12 protein-coding genes are annotated in these 18,912 nt (G+C 67.2%); 10 read left to right on the top strand and 2 right to left on the bottom strand.

The annotated features are described in order from the left end of the window. Nucleotides 1-29: 29 nt before the first annotated feature. The 6 genes from J4G38_RS00200 to J4G38_RS00225 all read left to right on the top strand — a co-directional run bounded on the left by J4G38_RS00200 (nt 30) and on the right by J4G38_RS00225 (nt 6,782). Complete coding sequence (locus J4G38_RS00200) at nt 30-1,409, top strand: O-acetylhomoserine aminocarboxypropyltransferase/cysteine synthase family protein (protein ID WP_210520053.1); 1,380 nt, start codon at nt 30-32, stop codon at nt 1,407-1,409. A gap of 80 nt (nt 1,410-1,489) precedes the next feature. Next, the gene (locus J4G38_RS00205; protein WP_210520055.1) at nt 1,490-2,515 is read left to right on the top strand and encodes a homoserine O-acetyltransferase family protein; all 1,026 of its coding nucleotides are present in this window, start codon (nt 1,490-1,492) and stop codon (nt 2,513-2,515) included. Between the two features lie 9 nt (nt 2,516-2,524). Further along, on the top strand, nt 2,525-3,628 hold the full coding sequence (locus J4G38_RS00210; protein WP_210520057.1) for an aliphatic sulfonate ABC transporter substrate-binding protein: 1,104 nt from the start codon (nt 2,525-2,527) through the stop codon (nt 3,626-3,628). A 42-nt stretch (nt 3,629-3,670) separates the two neighbouring features. Beyond that, the gene (locus tag J4G38_RS00215) at nt 3,671-4,552 is read left to right on the top strand and encodes an ABC transporter permease (protein WP_210520059.1); all 882 of its coding nucleotides are present in this window, start codon (nt 3,671-3,673) and stop codon (nt 4,550-4,552) included. A gap of 145 nt (nt 4,553-4,697) precedes the next feature. After that, nucleotides 4,698-5,438, top strand: coding sequence for an ABC transporter ATP-binding protein (locus tag J4G38_RS00220; protein WP_210520061.1), 741 nt, complete (start codon nt 4,698-4,700; stop codon nt 5,436-5,438). Between the two features lie 84 nt (nt 5,439-5,522). Continuing rightward, nucleotides 5,523-6,782: a homoserine dehydrogenase gene (locus J4G38_RS00225; protein WP_210520063.1), complete on the top strand. Its 1,260-nt coding sequence runs from the start codon at nt 5,523-5,525 to the stop codon at nt 6,780-6,782. Nucleotides 6,783-7,033: 251 nt separating this feature from the next. On the opposite strand, the gene J4G38_RS00230 is transcribed toward J4G38_RS00225, so the two are convergent. Then, nucleotides 7,034-8,275 carry a carboxylesterase family protein gene (locus J4G38_RS00230; protein WP_210520065.1) on the bottom strand — a complete coding sequence of 414 codons (1,242 nt, stop codon included), beginning with the start codon at nt 8,273-8,275 and terminating at the stop codon, nt 7,034-7,036. Between the two features lie 93 nt (nt 8,276-8,368). Further along, a complete protein-coding gene (locus tag J4G38_RS00235; RefSeq protein ID WP_210520067.1) occupies nt 8,369-11,311 on the bottom strand; it encodes a carboxylesterase family protein in 2,943 nt (980 codons plus the stop codon). 133 nt (nt 11,312-11,444) lie between these two features. On the opposite strand from J4G38_RS00235, the gene J4G38_RS00240 reads away from it, so the two are divergent. The 4 genes from J4G38_RS00240 (at nt 11,445) to J4G38_RS00255 (ending at nt 18,837) form a co-directional block, all read left to right on the top strand. Beyond that, nucleotides 11,445-12,350: a S66 peptidase family protein gene (locus J4G38_RS00240; protein WP_210520068.1), complete on the top strand. Its 906-nt coding sequence runs from the start codon at nt 11,445-11,447 to the stop codon at nt 12,348-12,350. 114 nt (nt 12,351-12,464) lie between these two features. Then, nucleotides 12,465-12,728: a hypothetical protein gene (locus tag J4G38_RS00245; RefSeq protein ID WP_210520070.1), complete on the top strand. Its 264-nt coding sequence runs from the start codon at nt 12,465-12,467 to the stop codon at nt 12,726-12,728. A 120-nt stretch (nt 12,729-12,848) separates the two neighbouring features. Then, complete coding sequence (locus J4G38_RS00250; RefSeq protein WP_210520072.1) at nt 12,849-13,229, top strand: hypothetical protein; 381 nt, start codon at nt 12,849-12,851, stop codon at nt 13,227-13,229. A gap of 196 nt (nt 13,230-13,425) precedes the next feature. Continuing rightward, nucleotides 13,426-18,837 (top strand): beta strand repeat-containing protein, encoded by a 5,412-nt coding sequence (locus J4G38_RS00255; protein ID WP_262905867.1) that lies wholly within the window; start codon nt 13,426-13,428, stop codon nt 18,835-18,837. The last annotated feature ends 75 nt before the right edge of the window (nt 18,838-18,912 follow it).

An 18,912-nucleotide genomic window follows, 5' to 3' on the forward strand; every position in this document is an offset into this window, starting at 1 on the left:
CACCTCATACCTTCTTAACGTTTAGCATCATGTCTGCTCAACCCCTGCACTTCGAAACGCTGCAACTCCACGCCGGCCAGCAGCCCGACCCCACCACCGGCTCGCGGGCCGTGCCCATTCACCAAACCACCAGCTACGTGTTCAAGAGCGCTGAGCACGGCGCCAACCTGTTTGCCCTGAAGGAGTTTGGCAACATCTACACCCGCCTGATGAACCCCACCACCGACGTGTTCGAGCAGCGCGTGGCGGCGCTGGAAGGCGGCGTGGCGGCGCTGGCCACCGCCTCGGGCCAGGCCGCCCAGTTCATTGCCCTGAACAACATTCTGCAAGCCGGCGACAACTTCGTGAGCACGGCCTATCTCTACGGCGGCACCTACAACCAGTTCAAGGTGGCGTTCAAGCGGTTGGGCATTGAAGCCCGCTTTGCCGACGGCGACAACCCGGCCAGCTTCGAGGCGCTGATTGATGACAAGACCAAGGCCATTTACCTGGAAACCATTGGCAACCCCAGCTTCAGCGTGCCGGATTTTGAGGCCATCGCGGCCATTGCCAACAAGCACGACCTGCCGCTGATTGTGGACAACACCTTCGGGGCGGGCGGCTACCTGTTCCGGCCCCTGGAGCACGGCGCGCACATCGTGGTAGAGTCGGCTACGAAGTGGATTGGCGGCCACGGCACCAGCATCGGCGGCGTGATTGTGGACGGCGGCACCTACGACTTCGGCAACGGCAAATTCCCGCAGTTCACCGAGCCCAGCGAAGGCTATCATGGCCTGGTGTTCAACGATGTATTTGGCAAGGGCGGGCCGTTTGGCAACATTGCCTTCATCATCCGGGCGCGGGTGGAAGGCCTGCGCGACTTCGGTCCTTCGCAGAGCCCGTTCAACTCGTTCCAGCTGCTCATCGGCCTCGAAACCCTGAGCCTGCGCGTGGAGCGCACCGTGGAAAACACCCTGAAAATTGCCACCTGGCTGGAGCAGCATCCGCAGGTGGAAAGCGTGAACTACCCCGGCCTGGCCAGCAGCCCCTACCACGCCATCGCCAGCAAATACCTGAAGCGCGGCTTCGGTGGCGTGCTGAGCTTCCGCGTGAAGGGAACCAAAGAGACGGCCACCCAATTCATCGACAACCTGAAGCTTATCAGCCACCTGGCCAACGTGGGCGACGCCAAAACGCTCATCATCCAGCCCTCGGCCACCACGCACCAGCAGCTGAGCGAAGCCGAGCAGCTGGCCGCCGGCGTCACGCCCACCTCGCTGCGCCTCTCGGTGGGCATCGAGCATTTCGAAGACATCAAAGCCGATTTGCAAGCAGCCTTCGACGCCATCGGCAATACTGCCAGCCAACCTACAGACGGTGACGCAGTCGGCGAGCCCGAGCTGCAGCACGCCCAGCCTTTGGAGGTCTAACTCCACTGCCGCCAGCGGGCCACCCTTGGCGGGGCGGAGCCAATCTCGCTGGCGGCCAGGGCTTTATTTTTAAGATATTTATGTCAGACCGTATTTTTGAGCTCCCCGACCTGCAACTGGAAAGCGGAGAAATTTTGGCCGGAGCCCACGTCGCCTACCAGACCTGGGGCCAGCTGAACGACGACCGCAACAACGTGGTCTGGGTGTGCCACGCCCTCACGGCCAACGCCGACGCCCCGGCCTGGTGGCCGGGCCTGGTGGGCGCGGGCTGCTACTTCGACCCGGCCGACTATTTTATCGTGTGCGCCAACGTGTTGGGCTCGTGCTACGGCAGCACGGGCCCGCTCGATGCCGACCCGGCCACCGGCGCGGCGCGCTTTCAGCATTTTCCGCTGCTCACCATCCGCGATTTGGTGGCGGCGCACGAGGCGCTGCGGGAGGAGTTGGAACTGACGGATATTCACACGCTGATTGGCGGCTCGCTGGGCGGGCAGCAGGCGCTGGAATGGGCGGTGCTGCGGCCCGATTTGTTCGACCATCTGGTGGTGATTGCCACCAACGCACGGCATTCGGCCTGGGGCATTGCCTTCAACGAAGCCCAGCGGCTGGCCATCGAGGCCGACCCGACCTACGCCGCCGGCCAGCCCGGCGGGGGCGACGACGGCCTGCGCGCCGCGCGCGCCATTGCCCTGCTCAGCTACCGCAGCTATTCGGCCTACGCCGAAACCCAGACCGACCCCGACGACACCCTGCTGCGCGAGCACCGCGCCAGCACCTACCAGCGCTACCAGGGCGACAAACTGGTGTCGCGCTTCGACGCTTATAGCTACGTTTCGCTGAGCCGCAGCATGGACACCCACAACCTGGGCCGCGGCCGGGGTGGGGTGCCAGCAGCGCTGGGCCGCATTGGGGCGCGCACGCTGGTGCTGGGCATTACGTCCGACGTGCTGTTTCCGCTCAGCGAGCAGCGGGAGTTGGCCAACCACATTCCCGGCGCGATGTACGCCGAGCTGGATTCGCGCTACGGGCACGACGGCTTCCTGTTGGAAACGGCCGCCATCACGCACTTTCTGGAGCTGTTTTACGCGCCCACGTTCGTGCACTAACGCCTCTTTTTGAATGATTTATTCCTGGCCCGCTATCGGACCAAGCTGGTGATTCTTTGCCTGATTCTGATGAAATCGACCCTCAATTTTCGCCCTTCTTTTGCCCTCACTTTCGCCCTGCACAGCCTGTTGCTGCTGGCAATGTTAGTGATGGCTAGCTGTAGCGGCGGAACCGGCAACGGAGCCGCGACGACCAACCCGGAAACGGTGCGCCTGGACTATGCCTACTACAACCCGCTCAGCCTGGTGCTGAAACAGCAAGGCTGGCTGGAAAAGGATTTGGCCAAACAGAACATCAAAGTGGAATGGGTGCTGAGCCAGGGCAGCAACAAGGCGCTGGAATTTCTGAACGGCAGCAGCATCGACTTCGGCTCGACGGCCGGGGCTGCGGCGCTCATTGGCCGGGCAAACGGCAATCCGCTGAAGGCCATCTACATCTTCTCGAAGCCGGAGTGGACAGCGCTGGTCACGGGCGCCAATTCCACCATCAAATCGGTGGCGGACCTGAAGGGCAAGCGGGTGGCGGCTACTAAGGGCACCGACCCGTACATTTTCCTGCTCCGCGCCCTGGACCAGGCCGGTTTGAGCGAGAAGGACATTGAGCTGATTCCGCTGCAACACGCTGACGGCCGCGCCGCCCTCGAAAAAGGCGACGTGGATGCCTGGGCCGGCCTCGACCCGCACATGGCCAAGGCCGAGCTGGAGTCGGGCGCGAAGCTGTTCTACCGCAACCCCGATTTCAACAGCTACGGCGTGCTCAACGTGCGGGCCGTGTTTGCCCAGCAGCACCCCGAGCTGGTGGACCGCGTGCTGGCCGCCTACGAGCAGGCCCGGCAGTGGGCCCTGGCGCATCCGGACGACCTGAAAAAGACCCTTGCCACCGAGGCCAAGCTGAGCGAATCCGTGGCGGCCAGGCAGTTAGAGCGCACCAGCTTTGCCAATATCTACTTTGGTGCGCCGCAGGTGGCCACCATCACCGCCGCTGGCGACGTGCTGAAGAAGAGCGGCGTGATTGACCAGAACATCGACGTGACTAAAACCGTCAATGAGCTCATCGACAAATCATTCGCCAGCAAGCTCCCCACGCAAAAAGGCACCACCGCCGCGAAATGAGCCGGCATCCGGCCCCACCTGAACAAACCATCCATCTGCCCAATGGCTGAAGTCACCACCTCCTTGTTTGCGCCCGCGACCCGGCCCGCACCCGTTGCGGCACCGGTGCGTCAGGTGCCCACGCAACGGCCCACGGCCCAGCCGCGCAGCCCGCGCCGCTGGGGCTGGCTGACGGGTGCAATATTGCCCGTGGCGCTGCTGGTGCTGTGGGAAGTGCTGGCCCGCCTGGGCGTGCTCCGCGCCAATCTGCTGCCGGCGCCTTCGAAAGTACTGGCCACTATCGTGGAGCTGGCGCGCACCGGCGAGCTGTGGGGCCACATTGGCATCACGCTGGTGCGGGTGGCGCTGGGCTTCGTGCTGGGCGGGGCGCTGGCCACGGTGCTGGGGGCGGCCACGGGGTATTCGCGGCGGCTGTTCCACTTGCTCGACCCGCTGCTGCAGGGCGTGCGCAACATTCCGTCGCTGGCGTGGGTGCCGCTGTTCATTCTGTGGATGGGCATTTACGAGACGTCGAAAGTGGTGCTCATTGCCGTGGGCGTGTTTTTCCCGGTGTACCTGAACCTGATGAACGGCGTGCAGGGCGTCGACCGTAAGCTGGTGGAAGTGGGGCGCGTGCACCGGCTCTCGGGCTGGCAGCTGGTGCGGCGGGTGTTTCTGCCGGCCACGCTGCCGGCTTACCTCGTGGGCCTGCGCAGCGGGCTGGGCCTGGGCTGGATGTTTGTGGTGGCGGCCGAGATTATGGGCGCCAACAAAGGCCTCGGCTTTCTATTGGTGGACGGGCAGATGACCGGCCGGCCCCAGACCATTCTGGCCAGCATCCTGCTCTTTGCCGTGCTGGGCCAGCTCACGGATGCCGGCCTGGCCGCGCTCAGCCGCTACCTCCTGCGCTGGCAGGACACGCACGGACAGGAAAGTAATGGGTGAAAGAGCTTCATCAATGAAATAGAACGTCATGCTGAGCGTAGTCGAAGCATCTCTACCGCTTCGTTGAACGAAAGCAGACGAGGCGGTAGAGATGCTTCGACTACGCTCAGCATGACAGCCAATTTAAACACCTTCTCTCAGCTTCATGCTCCGCATCGAACACATCAGCAAGCAGTTTGACTCCGGCACGACGGCGCTGGCCGACGTGAGCCTGCGCGTGCAGCCCGCCGAAATAGTGGCGCTGGTGGGGGCCAGCGGCTGTGGCAAGAGCACGCTGCTGCGCATCGTGGCGGGGCTGGATGCTCCTTCGGCCGGGCGCGTTTTCATCAACGATGAGCCGCTGGCCGGGCCCAATGCGGCCGTGGGCGTGGTGTTTCAGGAGCCGCGGCTGATGCCCTGGCTCACGGTGCGCGAGAACGTGCGCTTCGGGCTGGCCGACCTTGCACAGGCCGAACAGAATGCCCGCACCGATGCCGTGCTGGAGCGCGTGGGGCTTACCAATTTTGCCCAGGCGGTGCCGCGCCAGCTTTCGGGTGGCATGGCGCAGCGGGTGGCCATTGCGCGGGCGCTGGTGGCCCAGCCGGCGCTGCTGCTGCTCGATGAGCCGTTCAGCGCCCTCGACCCGTTTACGAAGATGGACTTGCAGGAGCACCTGCTGCACATCTGGGCGTATGACCGGCCCACGCTGCTGCTCGTGACCCACGATTTGGAGGAAGCCCTCGTGCTGGCCGACCGGATTGTGGTGCTGCGCGGGCACCCCGGCCACATTCACGAGATGGTGCGGGTGGAGCTGCCCCGGCCCCGCCGCCGCACCGACGCGGTGTTTCAAGCTTATAAACAACGACTGCTGGACGCGCTGGATGTGCGGGCGGCAGTGGCTGTTTAAACATTTTAAATATTTAAGAACGTCATGCTTCGGCTACGCTCAGCATGACGTTCTGGTTTTTCCTTTCAATTAAATTCCGTTCAAATGGACGTTGACAAACAGCCCCTGCGCATTGGCCTGATTGGCTTTGGCTGCGTAGGGCAGGGCTTTTACGACATTATCCAACAGCAGCCCGAATTGGGGCTGGCCGTCACGCGCATTGCGGTGAAGAGCCCCAGCAAGCCCCGGACGCTGCCCGCCGAGCGGTTCAGCTTTCACGCCGATGAGCTGCTGGACGACCCGGCGCTGGACCTGCTGATTGAGGTGATTGACGACCCCGCCGAGGCCTTCCGGCTGGTGAGCGCGGCCCTGCGCCAGGGCCGCCGGGTGGTGACGGCCAACAAGGCCATGCTGGCCCGCCACCTGCCGGAGCTGGTGCAGCTGCAGGCCGAGTTCGGCGGCACGCTGCTGTATGAGGCGGCGGTGTGCGGCAGCATTCCCATCATCCGGACGCTGGATGGCTACTTCAGCCACGAGCCGCTGCACGCGGTAAGCGGCATCTTCAACGGCTCGTCGAACTACGTACTGACGCGCATGACGGAAGAAGGCTCCGACTACGGCCCCGCGCTGGCGGAGGCTCAGGCCAAGGGCTTCGCCGAAACCGACCCCTCGCTGGACATGGGCGCGTTTGACCCGCGCTCGAAGGCCGTGATTCTGGCCGCGCACGCCTACGGGGTGTTCCTGAATCCCGACGAGGTGCTGAACCTGGGCATCGAAGGCATCGGCGCGGTGGACATTGCCCACGCGGCGGTGCAGGGCCGGAAGGTGAAGGTGGTGGCCGGGCTGTACCGGCTGGCCAACGGCCGCGTGACGGCGCTGGTGACCCCGCAATTCGTGGGGCCCGAGTCGCCGCTGTACGCCGTGGAGCAGGAGTTCAACGGCGTCGTGATTGAGGCGAAGTATGCCGACACGCAGTTCCTGCGGGGGCGCGGGGCGGGCGGGCACCCCACCGGCTCGGCGGTGCTGGCCGATGTGCTGGCCATTCAGCGCGGGTTCCGCTACGGGTATGCCAAGCAGGCGGCGGCTCCCGAAGCCCAACTAACTGCCGACCTGGAAGTGGACGCCTACGTGCGCCATGCCGATGCCGGCGTGCTGCGCGAGGCGCTGACTTGGTTGGAGCTGCCCGCCAAGGCCCTGCAAACCGATGCGCACGGCGCGTTTGCCACCGGTCCCGTGGCGGTGCAGCAGCTGTGGGCCTGGCGTAAGGAGTTGCGCACCGCCGGCATATTCGTGGCCCGCGTGGGCGAGGTGCGGCCGGTGGCTGTACTTGCGCCCGGAGTGACCAAAGCCGCAGTGTTGGCGTAAGACCGGACAGGAGTTGGGGCAGAAGCAAGCCCATCCCCCGACTCCTGTCCGGCCCTGCCGGAGCTCCTCCACGTCTGCGGTCGTTGCTCCGGTCTGACCGCCCTAGGCGGTCTGAACGGTTGTCGTGGGGGACAACATCGGGGGTTCTTCAACCGGTCGGACCGCCTGGGGCGGTCACACCAGACCGGCCAACCACCCTTGAGCGGCAGTCGGACAAAGCTGGGTAAGGGCAAGGCATGCCCGGTCAGCTGCTACCGGAACTCGATGCGGACGGGGGGCTGGCCGGCGAACCTGAGGGAGTAGATGCCGGCGGGCAGGGTGTTGCGCGGCAGGCTGAGGTCGCGGGTGGTGGGGCTGAGGGTGCGGACCACGCGGCCGGTCACGTCCAGCAACTGGGCCTGGAGGGGCATTTTCCAGGACTCGGGTAGAAGCAGGCGCACGGCGGCGTCGGCGGGGTTGGGGTAGGCCTGGGCGAGAGGGGCGGCGAGGCGGGCGGCCTGCGTGGCCGTAACCACCGTGCCGGGCTGGCCGAGGACGGGACGCAGGAAGTCGCGGATGGTGCGGAACACGGTATCGGCATAAGCGGAGCCCGCAATGGTGTTGTTTTCGAAGGGAATGTGGCCGGCACCGCGCAGGGTGCGCAGCGTGTTGCGGATGCCCAGGCTGGTGGCGCGGGGGTTCAGCCGGCCGCTGCCGTACACGTACTTGGGCGGCAGCAGCGAGCCGATGCGGCCCTGGAAGTAGGGCACGGTGGCATCGGCAGTCCCGTGCACGCTGCACAGGGGCGCATTGCCGGCCTCAATGATGCTGGGGTTTTCGGTGGCCCCGCTCAGGCTGAGCACGGCCAGCACGGCGCTGCTGTAGTTGGGGTTGCCGCTGGCGCCATCGATGCCGCCCAGGCCGGTGAGGTCGACGTAGGCGGGCACTTCGCTGGCTTTATCGAGGTAGCCGACTTCGAGCGCGGCGAAGGCCCCGGCCGACGACCCACCCACGGTGATGTAGCTGGCGTGGGCGCGGTAGGTGTTGGTGGTGGTGGCGTCTTTGCGGAAGAAGCGCACGGCGGCCCGCAGGTCCTGCATGCCCCGAATGGCGGCTCTGGCCACTTGCGGCGTGTCGGCGGGGGCAGCCAGGCCGGTGAGGTTGAAGCCCAGGCGGTACTCGATGCTGGCCGTGACGTAGCCCAGCCTGGCAAACTGGGTGCAGACGTTCACCATGTACGCATCGGTGCGCGAGCCGGCGAGGAAGCCGCCCTGGTGGGCGAAGATGATGACCGGCCGGCGCACCGCCGCATCGCCGGTGGGCTGGTAGATGTCCATCAGCAGCGTTTGGGTGGTGCCGAGGTAGGTAACGGCCGAGCCGTAGGTGACGTTGGACGTCACGGTCACGTTCGGGAAGATGGGCCGATAGTAGCGGCCCCCGGTGGTATCAATCTGGGCCGTGGCAGCCTGCAGGCCCAGCACGAGCAGCAAGGCGAAGAGTACAGTCGTTTTCATAGCTAAAAGATACTGCAAGTGAAGGAGTAAACCGAACGCGAAGCCGCCAGCGGCCCGGTTATACTACAGCCGTTGCGCCCCGCAGGTTTGCGCTTATTGCAGCACCACGCGCCGCACCAGCGGAGTGCCGGCCACGCCGAGGTGCAGCTGGTACACGCCCGGCGCCAGGCCGCGCGCATCCACCTCGGCCCGCAGGGGCTGGCCGGCGGGGGCGCTAAGCAGCTGCCGCCGCACGGTTTGGCCCAGGGTGTTGGTGAGCCAGGCGGGCACGGCGGCCACCGGGCTGCCGGCCGGCAACACCACCTGGAAGCTGCCCGAAGCCGGGTTGGGAAATACCTGGAGCTGGGCGGCCAGGGCCTGCGCGGCGGTGGCCGTCACGTTGGCCGGGCGCAGCTCCAGGGCGAAGCGGCCCGTGGCCACCGGGCTGGCCAGCGTGAAGGCGTAGCGGGTGCCGGCCGCGAGCAGCGTGCGGGTGTTCGCCCCGGCGTCAACCAGGTAGATGGTGGTGCCGGGGGCGAAGTTCAGCAAGTCCTCGGCGGCCAGCACGTAGCGGCCGGCCTGGGGCGTGGCCACCGCCAGGGGCACCACGACGGGGGCGCTGAGTACGGGCAGGCCGTTGATGGCCAGGGCCTCGCCAGCGGCCAGGGTGGCCAGGTTCAGGCCGCTGGGGTTGGGCAGCTTGGCGGCGTCGAAGCGGAGGTCGGGGCCGGCGGTGGCGCCGGGCTCTATATACAGGTAGGCTTCGTCCGAAACGGTGGGGGTGGCGGCAGCGGCCAGGGTGAGGCGCAGGCGGGGCCGGGCATCGGCGGCGGGGCGCTGCACGGTGGCAGTGTTGGAAGCCGCGAAGTCGGTGAGGCGGGCACCGACGGGGAAGGTGAGCGTAACCGGCGCATTGGCCAAGGAGCGCACGAAGAAGCCCTGCCCCAGCGGAATGGTGCCGCCGGTGCCGCCCACGCCGTTCACGTAGGCGCGGTACTGGCCGGCGTACTGGCTGCTGCTCACGAAGATGTACATGGCCCCGCTCATGCCGGTGGGCACGGGCACATTGTCCCAGCTCAGGGCCGAGGCGAAGGGATTGCCGACCAGGTGCCACCCGGCGGTGGGCGTGGCGGCGGCGGGCAGGGTCACGGCAATGTCCGTATTGTTACTGCTCAGGCTGCCGGTGAAGGTCATGGTCTGGCCGGCCGTCAAGTTAGCGGCGAAGCCCCGGCCGCGCTGGCCGGTCACCAAAGGGTTGGCCGGGCTGACGGTGGGCACTAGCCACCCTTTATCAAACTCCGAGTAGCTGGTAGCGGGCGAGGTAGTGGCCCGGCCTTGGTAGTAGGTGAAAACAGTGGGAAAAGGCTGCACCAAATCGGGGCGGGCGCTGGTGTTGTAGGCATAGTTGAGCACCGGCGTGAAGCTGGGCGTGGCCAGGCCAGTCGCTTCGCTGTTGTCCATCGGCGAGGCCACATGACGGTAGCCCAAGCCGGGGTTCACGCTGGGGTCGAGGTAGCGCTGCAAAGCGATGCTACCCGTCAGGATACCAGAGCCAGGCGTGACTAGGGCTGTGCCGCTTGGGCCGGAAAGCAGCGTCAGGGGCTGGCTGCCATTGTTCAGGACCCCGCTGGTAGGCCGGTATATCTGGCTGATGCGCAGGCTGCTGGTCAATACTAAGGTATTGGCGGCGGGCACGGCCACTTCCAGCTCGCGCACCGTGGCGGGCAGGCCGGAGCCGGTGGCCTGATTGGCCAGGCCCTCGTAGGCGTAGCCGGCATCGGTGCTGAAGCTACGGCTGCCGGTGTTGCGAATGGCCCCGGTGGCGCCGTTGGCCGCGATGCCGGCCGGGTCGCAGATGCGCAGCGTGGCCCCGTCCTGGAGGTCGAAATTACCCGGCCCGTCCACCATGAAGCAGTTGGTTTTCAGCGAGCCGGGCACCTGGCCGGGCAGGCTTTTGATGACCAGCGTGCCGTACACGGTGATGCTGCCGGTGAGCAGGGCCTGGCTGCTGTTGATGGTGATATCCTGGTACGAGCCGCCGGGCACGCTGGTGGGCGCGTTAATTACCAGGCTGGGATACGCGGCCGTGACGGGTACAAGCAAAGGCCGCAGGAAGTCGCGGATGTCGCGGAACGTGGTGTCGGCGTAGGCGGCGGGGTTGGTGCTGCCGCTGGTGGTGTACTGCGGAATGTGGGGCGCCTGGCTGAGGCGGCGCAGCACGTTGGGCACGCCCACGCTGGTGGCGTAGGGGTTCAGCCGGCCGCTGCCGAACACGTACTTGGGCGGCAGGCCCGCCCCCACCCGGCCCTTGAAGTAGGGCACCACGGCATCGGCGGTGCCGTGGATGCTGTAGAGCGGGGGGTTGCCGGCCTCGATGATGCCGGGCGGGCTGGTGGCCCCGCTCAGGCTGAGCACGGCCAGCACGGTGCTGGGGTAGCCGGGGTTGCCGCTGTTGCCCTCGATGCCGCCCAGGGCCGCGATGTTCACGTCGCCGGGCACTTCGCTCACCTTGTCGAGGTAGCCGACTTCGAGGGCCGAAAACGCCCCGGCCGAGGCCCCGCCCACCACAATGCGGCCGGGGCTGGCGCGGTAGGTATTGGCAGTGGCGGCGTCGTTGCGGAAGAAGCGCACGGCGGCCCGCAGGTCCTGCATACCGCGAATGGCGGCCACGGACACGTTGGTGGTGTCGAAGGGAAAGAACCCCAGCCGGTAGTCGATGCTGGCCGTGACGTAGCCCAGCCGGGCCAGGCGGGTGCACACGTCCACCATATACTGCTCGTTGCGGGTGCCCGTCACGAAGCCGCCCTGGTGGGCGAAGATGATGACCGGCCGCTCGGGGGCCACGTCGCCGGTGGGCTGGTAGATGTCCATGAGCAGCGTTTGGGTGCCGCCGAAGAACGTGGTGGCCGAGCCGAAGGTCACGCCCGCGCTCACGGTCACGCCGGGGAAGATGGGCCGGTAGTAGCGCCCGCCGGTGGTGTCAATCGGGGTTTGGGCCGCCGCCCGCTGCCCGGCACCGAGCACCAGCAGTAACACGAAGAGTAGCAGACGTTTCATAGGAACCGGGAAAGAGGGTAATGGAATATATCAAAGCTACTGACTTGCTGCAGAACCACCCGCCGGCGTTGGGCACCACCCCGCCCCTACGGCGGCGGCGTGCGTTATTTGCGGTAGCTTTTCCCTCCTCTTTATGTCCGTTCAGTTTCCTTCGGCCCTACGGCGCGGCCAGCGCGTGGCCCTCGTCAGCCCCGCCCGCAAAATCAGCGCCGCCGAGCTGGCGCCCGCCATTGCCACCCTGCAAGCCTGGGGCCTGGACGTGGTGCTGGGCGACAGCATTGCCGGCGAGCACCACCAGTTTGCGGGCGACGACGACCTGCGCCGGCGCGACTTTCAGCAGCAGCTCGACGACCCCGGCATCCACGCCATTCTCTGCGCCCGGGGCGGCTACGGCACCGCCCGCATCGTGGACGGCCTCGACTTCACCACCTTCGCGCGGCACCCGAAGTGGGTCGCCGGCTTCTCCGACGTCACCGTGCTCAACGCCCACCTGCTGGCCCGGCACCACGCCAGTATCCACGGCGTGATGCCGGTGCTGTTTCACCAGGCCAGCGGCGAAGAGGCCCTGGAAAGCCTGCGCCGGGCGCTGTTCGGCGAAGCCATGCAGCCGATTGTGGTGCCCCCGCACGTCCTCAACCGGCCCGGCACCGCCACCGGCCAGCTGGTGGGCGGCAACCTGAGCCTGCTGCACACCATCACGGGCACGGCCTCGCAGGTGAGCTTCGCGGGCCGCATTCTGTTCCTCGAAGACCTAGACGAGTACCTCTACCACATCGATAGGATGATGCTGCACCTGCACCGCAGCGGGCAGCTGGCCGGCCTGGCCGGGCTGGTGGTGGGCCACTTCTCGGCCATGCGCGACAACGCCATCCCCTTCGGCAGCACGGCCCTGGAAATCATCGATTCCTACGCCCGGCGCTATGATTTTCCGGTGGCCTACGGCTTCCCCGTGGGGCACGAGGCCGAAAACGTGGCACTGGTAGTGGGGCAGGTTGCCACGCTGCGCGTGGACGCCAGCGGCAGCACCCTCACTTCCTGACTTCCCCTCTATCAGAGAGGGCACCCCCGGCTTGCTCGTTTCGGAATCCTTTGGCCCCCTCTCCTTCCTGAAACGAGAGGCGAAGGAGGAGGCGCGCCCGGCAAGTACGACCGTGTGAACGCCGAACTCGAACACGAGAACACCGAACTCGAATGCGAGGACGCCGAACTCGACCACGAGAACGCCGGGAACGAATGCGAGAACACCGAACTCGAATGCGAGAACGCCGGGAACGAATACGAGCCCTGCGCCAACGACTGCGGGAACAAGGCGAAGGAAGGCGAGCCCCCCGGGAACACGAGCGGGCGGCGGCCGAGCGCAAAAAGCCGGGTTGGAAGAGGCAATGTGCACCGGCAAAATGCGCAGAAAAACAGGTAGATATACGCGGTTTATTGTCCAGCCATTCTCACTACCTTTCGCTCTGCGTGGCGGGCCCCAGCCCGTCGCGCTTTTGCTAGCAAGGTGTCAGTGGTTCTCTCCTATTAAGTAGCTACTTGTATGACGCGCCCCCAAACCATCGCAACCAACTATGTTGGCTACGTTGACCAGGACTTTATTGACCTGGGCGAAAACATCCTTACCGGCGTGGCCGGCAATAAGGACTACCCCACCCCACCCCAGGCCATCAAGGACCTGACCGACTTGCTGGCCCTGCTGGCCGAGGCCGTGCGGATGATGAAGACGGGCCTGAAGGCCGCCACCCAGCAGCGCGCGACGAGCTGGCCGCCGGCTACTGCTACCGCCCCCTGCCTCACCCGCGAGCCCAAGGCCGTCATCGACACCCTCGACAGCGGGGCGGCCTACGGCGTGGAGTGCGCCGCCTGGAACAACACCGGCCCCTTGCAGTGGAGCACGGCCGTGTTCCGCATCGTGCAATAAGGGCAGCGGCCCCCGGCTGCGGCTGTGGCAAGGCCCTGTTCTACCGCTGGCGGAGCAGGGCCTTTTGGCATTCTACCTGGCTGAGGTTGTGGGCGGCACGAGGCTATGGCATTTTTAAAGAACGGCCTTTCCAGTTGGCTGGCCGGCCCCGATTACCGCGGCACTACCTCTTCTGCAATCAAGCCCCCCTTCCTCCATGAAACACATGTTCCCTGTAGTGGCAGCCCTGGCCGGGCTGCTGGCCGGCTGCGGCACGCCTTCGTCTTCGCTGGTACCGGCCGTGGCGCGGCCGCGCGCGGCCGGCCCCTACCAACCCGCCGCGCTGCGCGCCAGCCTTGCTACCCCCGGGCTGCCCCGGCCAGTGCCGGCCCGCTTCGCCGCGGCCGTTCCGGCCGATACTTCGGCCACCGGCATGGCGGCCGTGTGGGCCGACGTGCACCGCCGCTCCTACTTCCTGGCCGCCACTGCCGACCAGCCGGCCACCACCCGCGTGGCCGATAACGCCGCCCAGCACCTGGTGGCCACCCTCGCCCCCGACCGCTACACCGTGGCCGCCGTGCCCGACCAGGAGCACCACCGTTCGGCCTGGCAGGTGGGCTGGCAGCTGCGTGGCATTGGCCGGGCGGGTGGCCCGGTGCTGCACGCGGCGGCCCACGCGGCTCCGGTGGTCGAGAATGCCAAAGCCACCTTCGGCACCGGGCAGGCCGTGGTCGTTGAGTATGAAAATTCCGTGAATGGTTTGCGTCAGACGTTTCACCTGTCCAATCGCCCGGCCGGCACTGGCCCCGTGCGGGTGCGCCTGCACCTGGCCACCGCCCTGCGCGTAACCGCCGCCGCCGATGGTGCGGCCCTGAGTTTCGCCCCCGCCAGCGGAGGCCCCCCCGTGTTGCGCTACGCCGACCTGCGCGCCTGGGACGCCACCGGCCGCGCCCTGCCCGCCCACATGGCGCTGGGGGCCGGCCACGCCCTGGCCCTGGTTGTGAACGATGCGCAGGCCACCTACCCCATTACCGTCGACCCGCTGGCCAGCGCCCCCGGCACCACCCTCGGCGACCCGGCTGCTACGGCGTATGACGACTTTGGCTACGGCACGGCTGGGGTGGGCGACGTGAACGGCGATGGCTATGGCGACGTCGTTGTTGGCGCCTTCGGCACGAGCAGCAGCGCAGGCAAGGCCTATCTGTACCTGGGTACCAGCACCGGCCTGGCCACCACGCCCGCCGTTCTCAACGACCCGGCCGCTACCGCCAATGACTACTTTGGCTTCACTGTAGCGGGGGTGGGCGACGTGAACGGCGACGGCTATGGCGACGGCGTTCTTGGCGCCTTCGGCACGAGCAGCAACGCAGGCAAGGCCTATCTGTACCTGGGTACCAGCACCGGCCTGGCCACCACGCCCGCCGTTCTCAACGACCCGGCCGCCACGGCGAACGACAACTTTGGCTTCACTGTAGCGGGGGTGGGCGACGTGAACGGCGACGGCTATGGCGACGTCGTTATTGGCGCCTTCGGCACGAGCAGCAACGCAGGCAAGGCCTATCTGTACCTGGGTACCAGCACCGGCCTGGCCACCACGCCCGCCGTTCTCAACGACCCGGCCGCTACGGCGAACGACAACTTTGGCTTCACTGTAGCGGGGGTGGGCGACGTGAACGGCGACGGCTATGGCGACGTCGTTATTGGCGCCTTCGGCACGAGCAGCAACGCAGGCAAGGCCTATCTGTACCTGGGTACCAGCACCGGCCTGGCCACCACGCCCGCCGTTCTCAACGACCCGGCCGCTACGGCGAACGACAACTTTGGCTTCACTGTAGCGGGGGTGGGCGACGTGAACGGCGACGGCTATGGCGACGTCGTTATTGGCGCCTTCGGCACGAGCAGCAACGCAGGCAAGGCCTATCTGTACCTGGGTACCAGCACCGGCCTGGCCACCACGCCCGCCGTTCTCAACGACCCGGCCGCTACCGCCAATGACTACTTTGCCTACAACGTAGCCGGAGCCGGAGCGGGCGACGTGAACGGCGACGGCTACAGCGACATCATTGTGGGGGCGCAAGGCACGAGCACCTTTCAAGGCAAAGCCTACGTGTATTTGGGCAGCAGCGCTGGCCTCGTCACCACGCCTTCCACGACCCTCTCCGAGCCGGCCGCCGCCAATTTTGATTACTTTGGCCGAAGTGCGGCCGGGGTAGGCGACGTGAACGGCGACGGCTACGCCGACGTGATGGTGGGAGCCTATGGCACGAGCACCTTTCAAGGCAAAGCCTACGTGTATTTGGGCAGCAGCACCGGCGTCGGCACCACGACGGCCACTACCCTCTCCGACCCGGCCGCCACCGCCAATGACACCTTCGGCAACAGCGTGGCGGGGGCCGGCGATGTGAACGGCGACGGCTACAGCGACGTCATTGTGGGAGCCAGCGGTACGAGCGGCAGCCAAGGCAACGCCTACGTGTACCTGGGCAGCAGCACCGGCGTCGGCACGACGGTAGCCACTACCCTCTCCGACCCGGCCGCCACCGCCAACGACGCCTTCGGCGCCAGCGTGGCGGGGGCCGGCGACGTGAACGGCGACGGCTACAGCGACGTCATTGTGGGAGCCAGCGGTACGAGCGGCAGCCAAGGCAACGCCTACGTGTACCTGGGCAGCAGCACCGGCGTCGGCACTACGGTAGCCACTACCCTCTCCGACCCGGCCGCCACCGCCAACGACGCCTTCGGCGCCAGCGTGGCGGGGGCAGGCGACGTAAACGGCGACGGCTACGCCGACCTCATAGTCGGTGCTCCCCGCGGGAGCGGCTACCAAGGCAACGCCTACGTGTACCTGGGCAGCAGCACCGGCGTCGGCACCACGGCGGCCACTACCCTCTCCGACCCGACCGCCACCGCCAATGACGCCTTCGGCAACAGCGTGGCGGGGGCCGGCGACGTGAACGGCGACGGCTACGCTGACCTCATAGTCGGCGCTCCCCGCGGGAGCGGCTACCAAGGCAACGCCTACGTGTACTACGGTGGCACCGACGCGCTGCTGCCCACGCCCACCGCCACGCGCGTCGACCCGCCCTCCACCGCGAATGACTACTTTGGTCGGAACGTGATAGGGGCGGGCGACGTGAACGGCGACGGCTACGCTGACCTCATAGTCGGCGCTCCCCGCGGGAGCGGCTACCAAGGCAACGCCTACGTGTACTACGGTGGCACCGACGCGCTGCTGCCCACGCCCACCGCCACGCGCGTCGACCCGCCCTCCACCGCGAATGACTACTTTGGTCGGAACGTGATAGGGGCGGGCGACGTGAACGGCGACGGCTACGCCGACGTCCTCATCAATGCCGATGGCACGAACTCCTACCGAGGCACGGTCTACCTCTACCTGGGCAGCAGCACCGGGCTCGCCCCGACTGCTGCCGCCACCCTCAGCGACCCGACCGCCACCGCTAATAACTTTGGCCAGAGCGTGGCGGGGGCGGGCGACGTGAACGGCGACGGCTACGCCGACGTCCTCGTCGGGGCCGATGGCACGAGTTCCAACCGAGGCACGGCCTACCTCTACCTGGGCAGCAGCGCCGGACTCAACACCGCCCCTGCTGCCACCCTTTCCGACCCGGCTGCCACCAACGACGACTTCTTTGGCGGGAGCGTGGCGGGGGCGGGCGACGTGAACGGCGACGGCTACGCCGATGCCCTCATCGGGGCCGATGGCACGAGTTCCAACCGAGGCACGGCCTACCTCTACCTGGGCAGCAGCACCGGACTCAACACCGCCCCTGCTGCCACCCTTTCCGACCCGGCTGCCACCAACGACGACTTCTTTGGCGGGAGCGTGGCGGGGGCGGGCGACGTGAACGGCGACGGCTACGCCGATGCCCTCATCGGGGCTGATGGCACGAGTTCTACCCGAGGCAAGGCCTACCTCTACCTGGGGTCCGGCGTCGGGCTTGGCCCGGCACCGGCTGCCACCCTCAACGACCCGCCCGGCAACAGTTATGACCAATTCGGCGCCAGTGTGGCGGGAGCCGGCGACGTGAACGGCGACGGCTACGCCGACGTGCTTGTGGGAGCCAACAGCACGAACTTCTTTCGGGGCCGGGCCTACCTCTACCTGGGCAGCAGCACCGGACTCGGCGCGCTGGCCGCCACCCTCAGTGACCCGGCCAACACCAGTGATGCCCAATTTGGCGTCAGCGTGGCCGGGGCCGGCGACGTGAACGGCGACGGCTACGCCGACGTGCTTGTGGGAGCCAACAGCACGAACTTCTTTCGGGGCCGGGCCTACCTCTACCTGGGCAGCAGCACCGGACTCGGCGCGCTGGCCGCCACCCTCAGTGACCCGGCCAACACCAGTGATGCCCAATTTGGCGTCAGCGTGGCCGGGGCCGGCGACGTGAACGGCGACGGCTACGCCGACGTCCTCATCGGGGCCTACGGGTCTTTGGGCCAGAACAATGGCCTGGGCAAGGCCTACTGCTACCTGGGCTCCAGCGCCGGGCTCGGCCCGGCCATCGTCCTCAGCGACCCAACCGCCGCCACTGGCACCTATTTCGGCAGCGGGGCCGGGGTGGGCGACGTGAACGGCGACGGCTACGCCGACATCCTCGTCGGGGCCTATGGCACGAGTTACTATCGAGGCACGGCCTACCTCTACCTGGGCAACCTGGGAGCCGCCCGCGCCGGCCAGCTGCGCCTCTACAACACCGACCTGACCACCCCGCTCAGCATCGCCAACCGGCCGCTCCCGCAGTTCGGCATCGGGCTGGTGGCGCGCTCGGCCTTCGGGCGGGTGCAGGCCCGGCTGGTGTGGGAGGCCGTGGCCAACGGCGCGAGCTTCTCGCACAACTCCCCCATCACCAACTCCACGGCCTACACCGGGCGCGGCGCCTTCACCACCATCCCCGCGGCCGGGGCCGGCACCGAGCTCAAGGCCCTGGTGAGCAAGGCGGGCCGCGCCACCCGCGTGCGCGCCCGCCTCGAATACGCCGCCAGCGGCGTGGGCGGCGTGCCCCGCTACGGCCCCTGGACCTACATCACGGCCCAGCAGCTGGGCCAGAGCACCAACAGCGCCACCCCGCTGCCCGTGGAGCTGGCCACCTTCACGGCCACGCCCGAAGGCCCGGCCGCCGTGCGCCTGGCCTGGGCCACCGCCTCCGAGAAGAACAGCCAGGCGTTTGAAGTAGAGCGCAGCGCCGACGGCAAGGCCTTCACGCGCCTGGGCGCAGTGGCCGCCGCCGGCAGCAGCAGCAGCACCCCGCGCAGCTACGGCTTTCTGGACAACCAGGTCCCCAAGTCCCTGAGTCCTCAAGCCCTCCTCTACTACCGCCTGCGCCAGGTCGACCTCGACGGTACGGCCCACTACTCCCCCGTGCGCAGCGTGACGCTGGCGGGCAAGCCCGGCGGCCTCACGCTGGCCCCCAACCCGGCCCGCGCCACCACCCTGGCCGGGGCCGAAGCCGGAGCACCCGTGCAGGTGTATGACGCCCTGGGCCGGCTCGTGCTCACGGCCACGGCCGACGCGGCCGGCACCGCTGCCCTGGCCCTGCCCACCGGGCTGGCCGGCGGCGTGTACGTGGTGCGCGCCGGCGCCGCCTCGGCCCGCCTCGTGGTGGAGTAAAAAATGGCCCTGCCGTGGCCGGACTGAGTGGTCTGGCCATGATATAGATTCTACCTTTGCCACCTCCCTTCAATA

This window comes from Hymenobacter terricola, assembly GCF_017921975.2.
GTDB classification, from domain to species: Bacteria; Bacteroidota; Bacteroidia; order Cytophagales; family Hymenobacteraceae; genus Hymenobacter; species Hymenobacter terricola.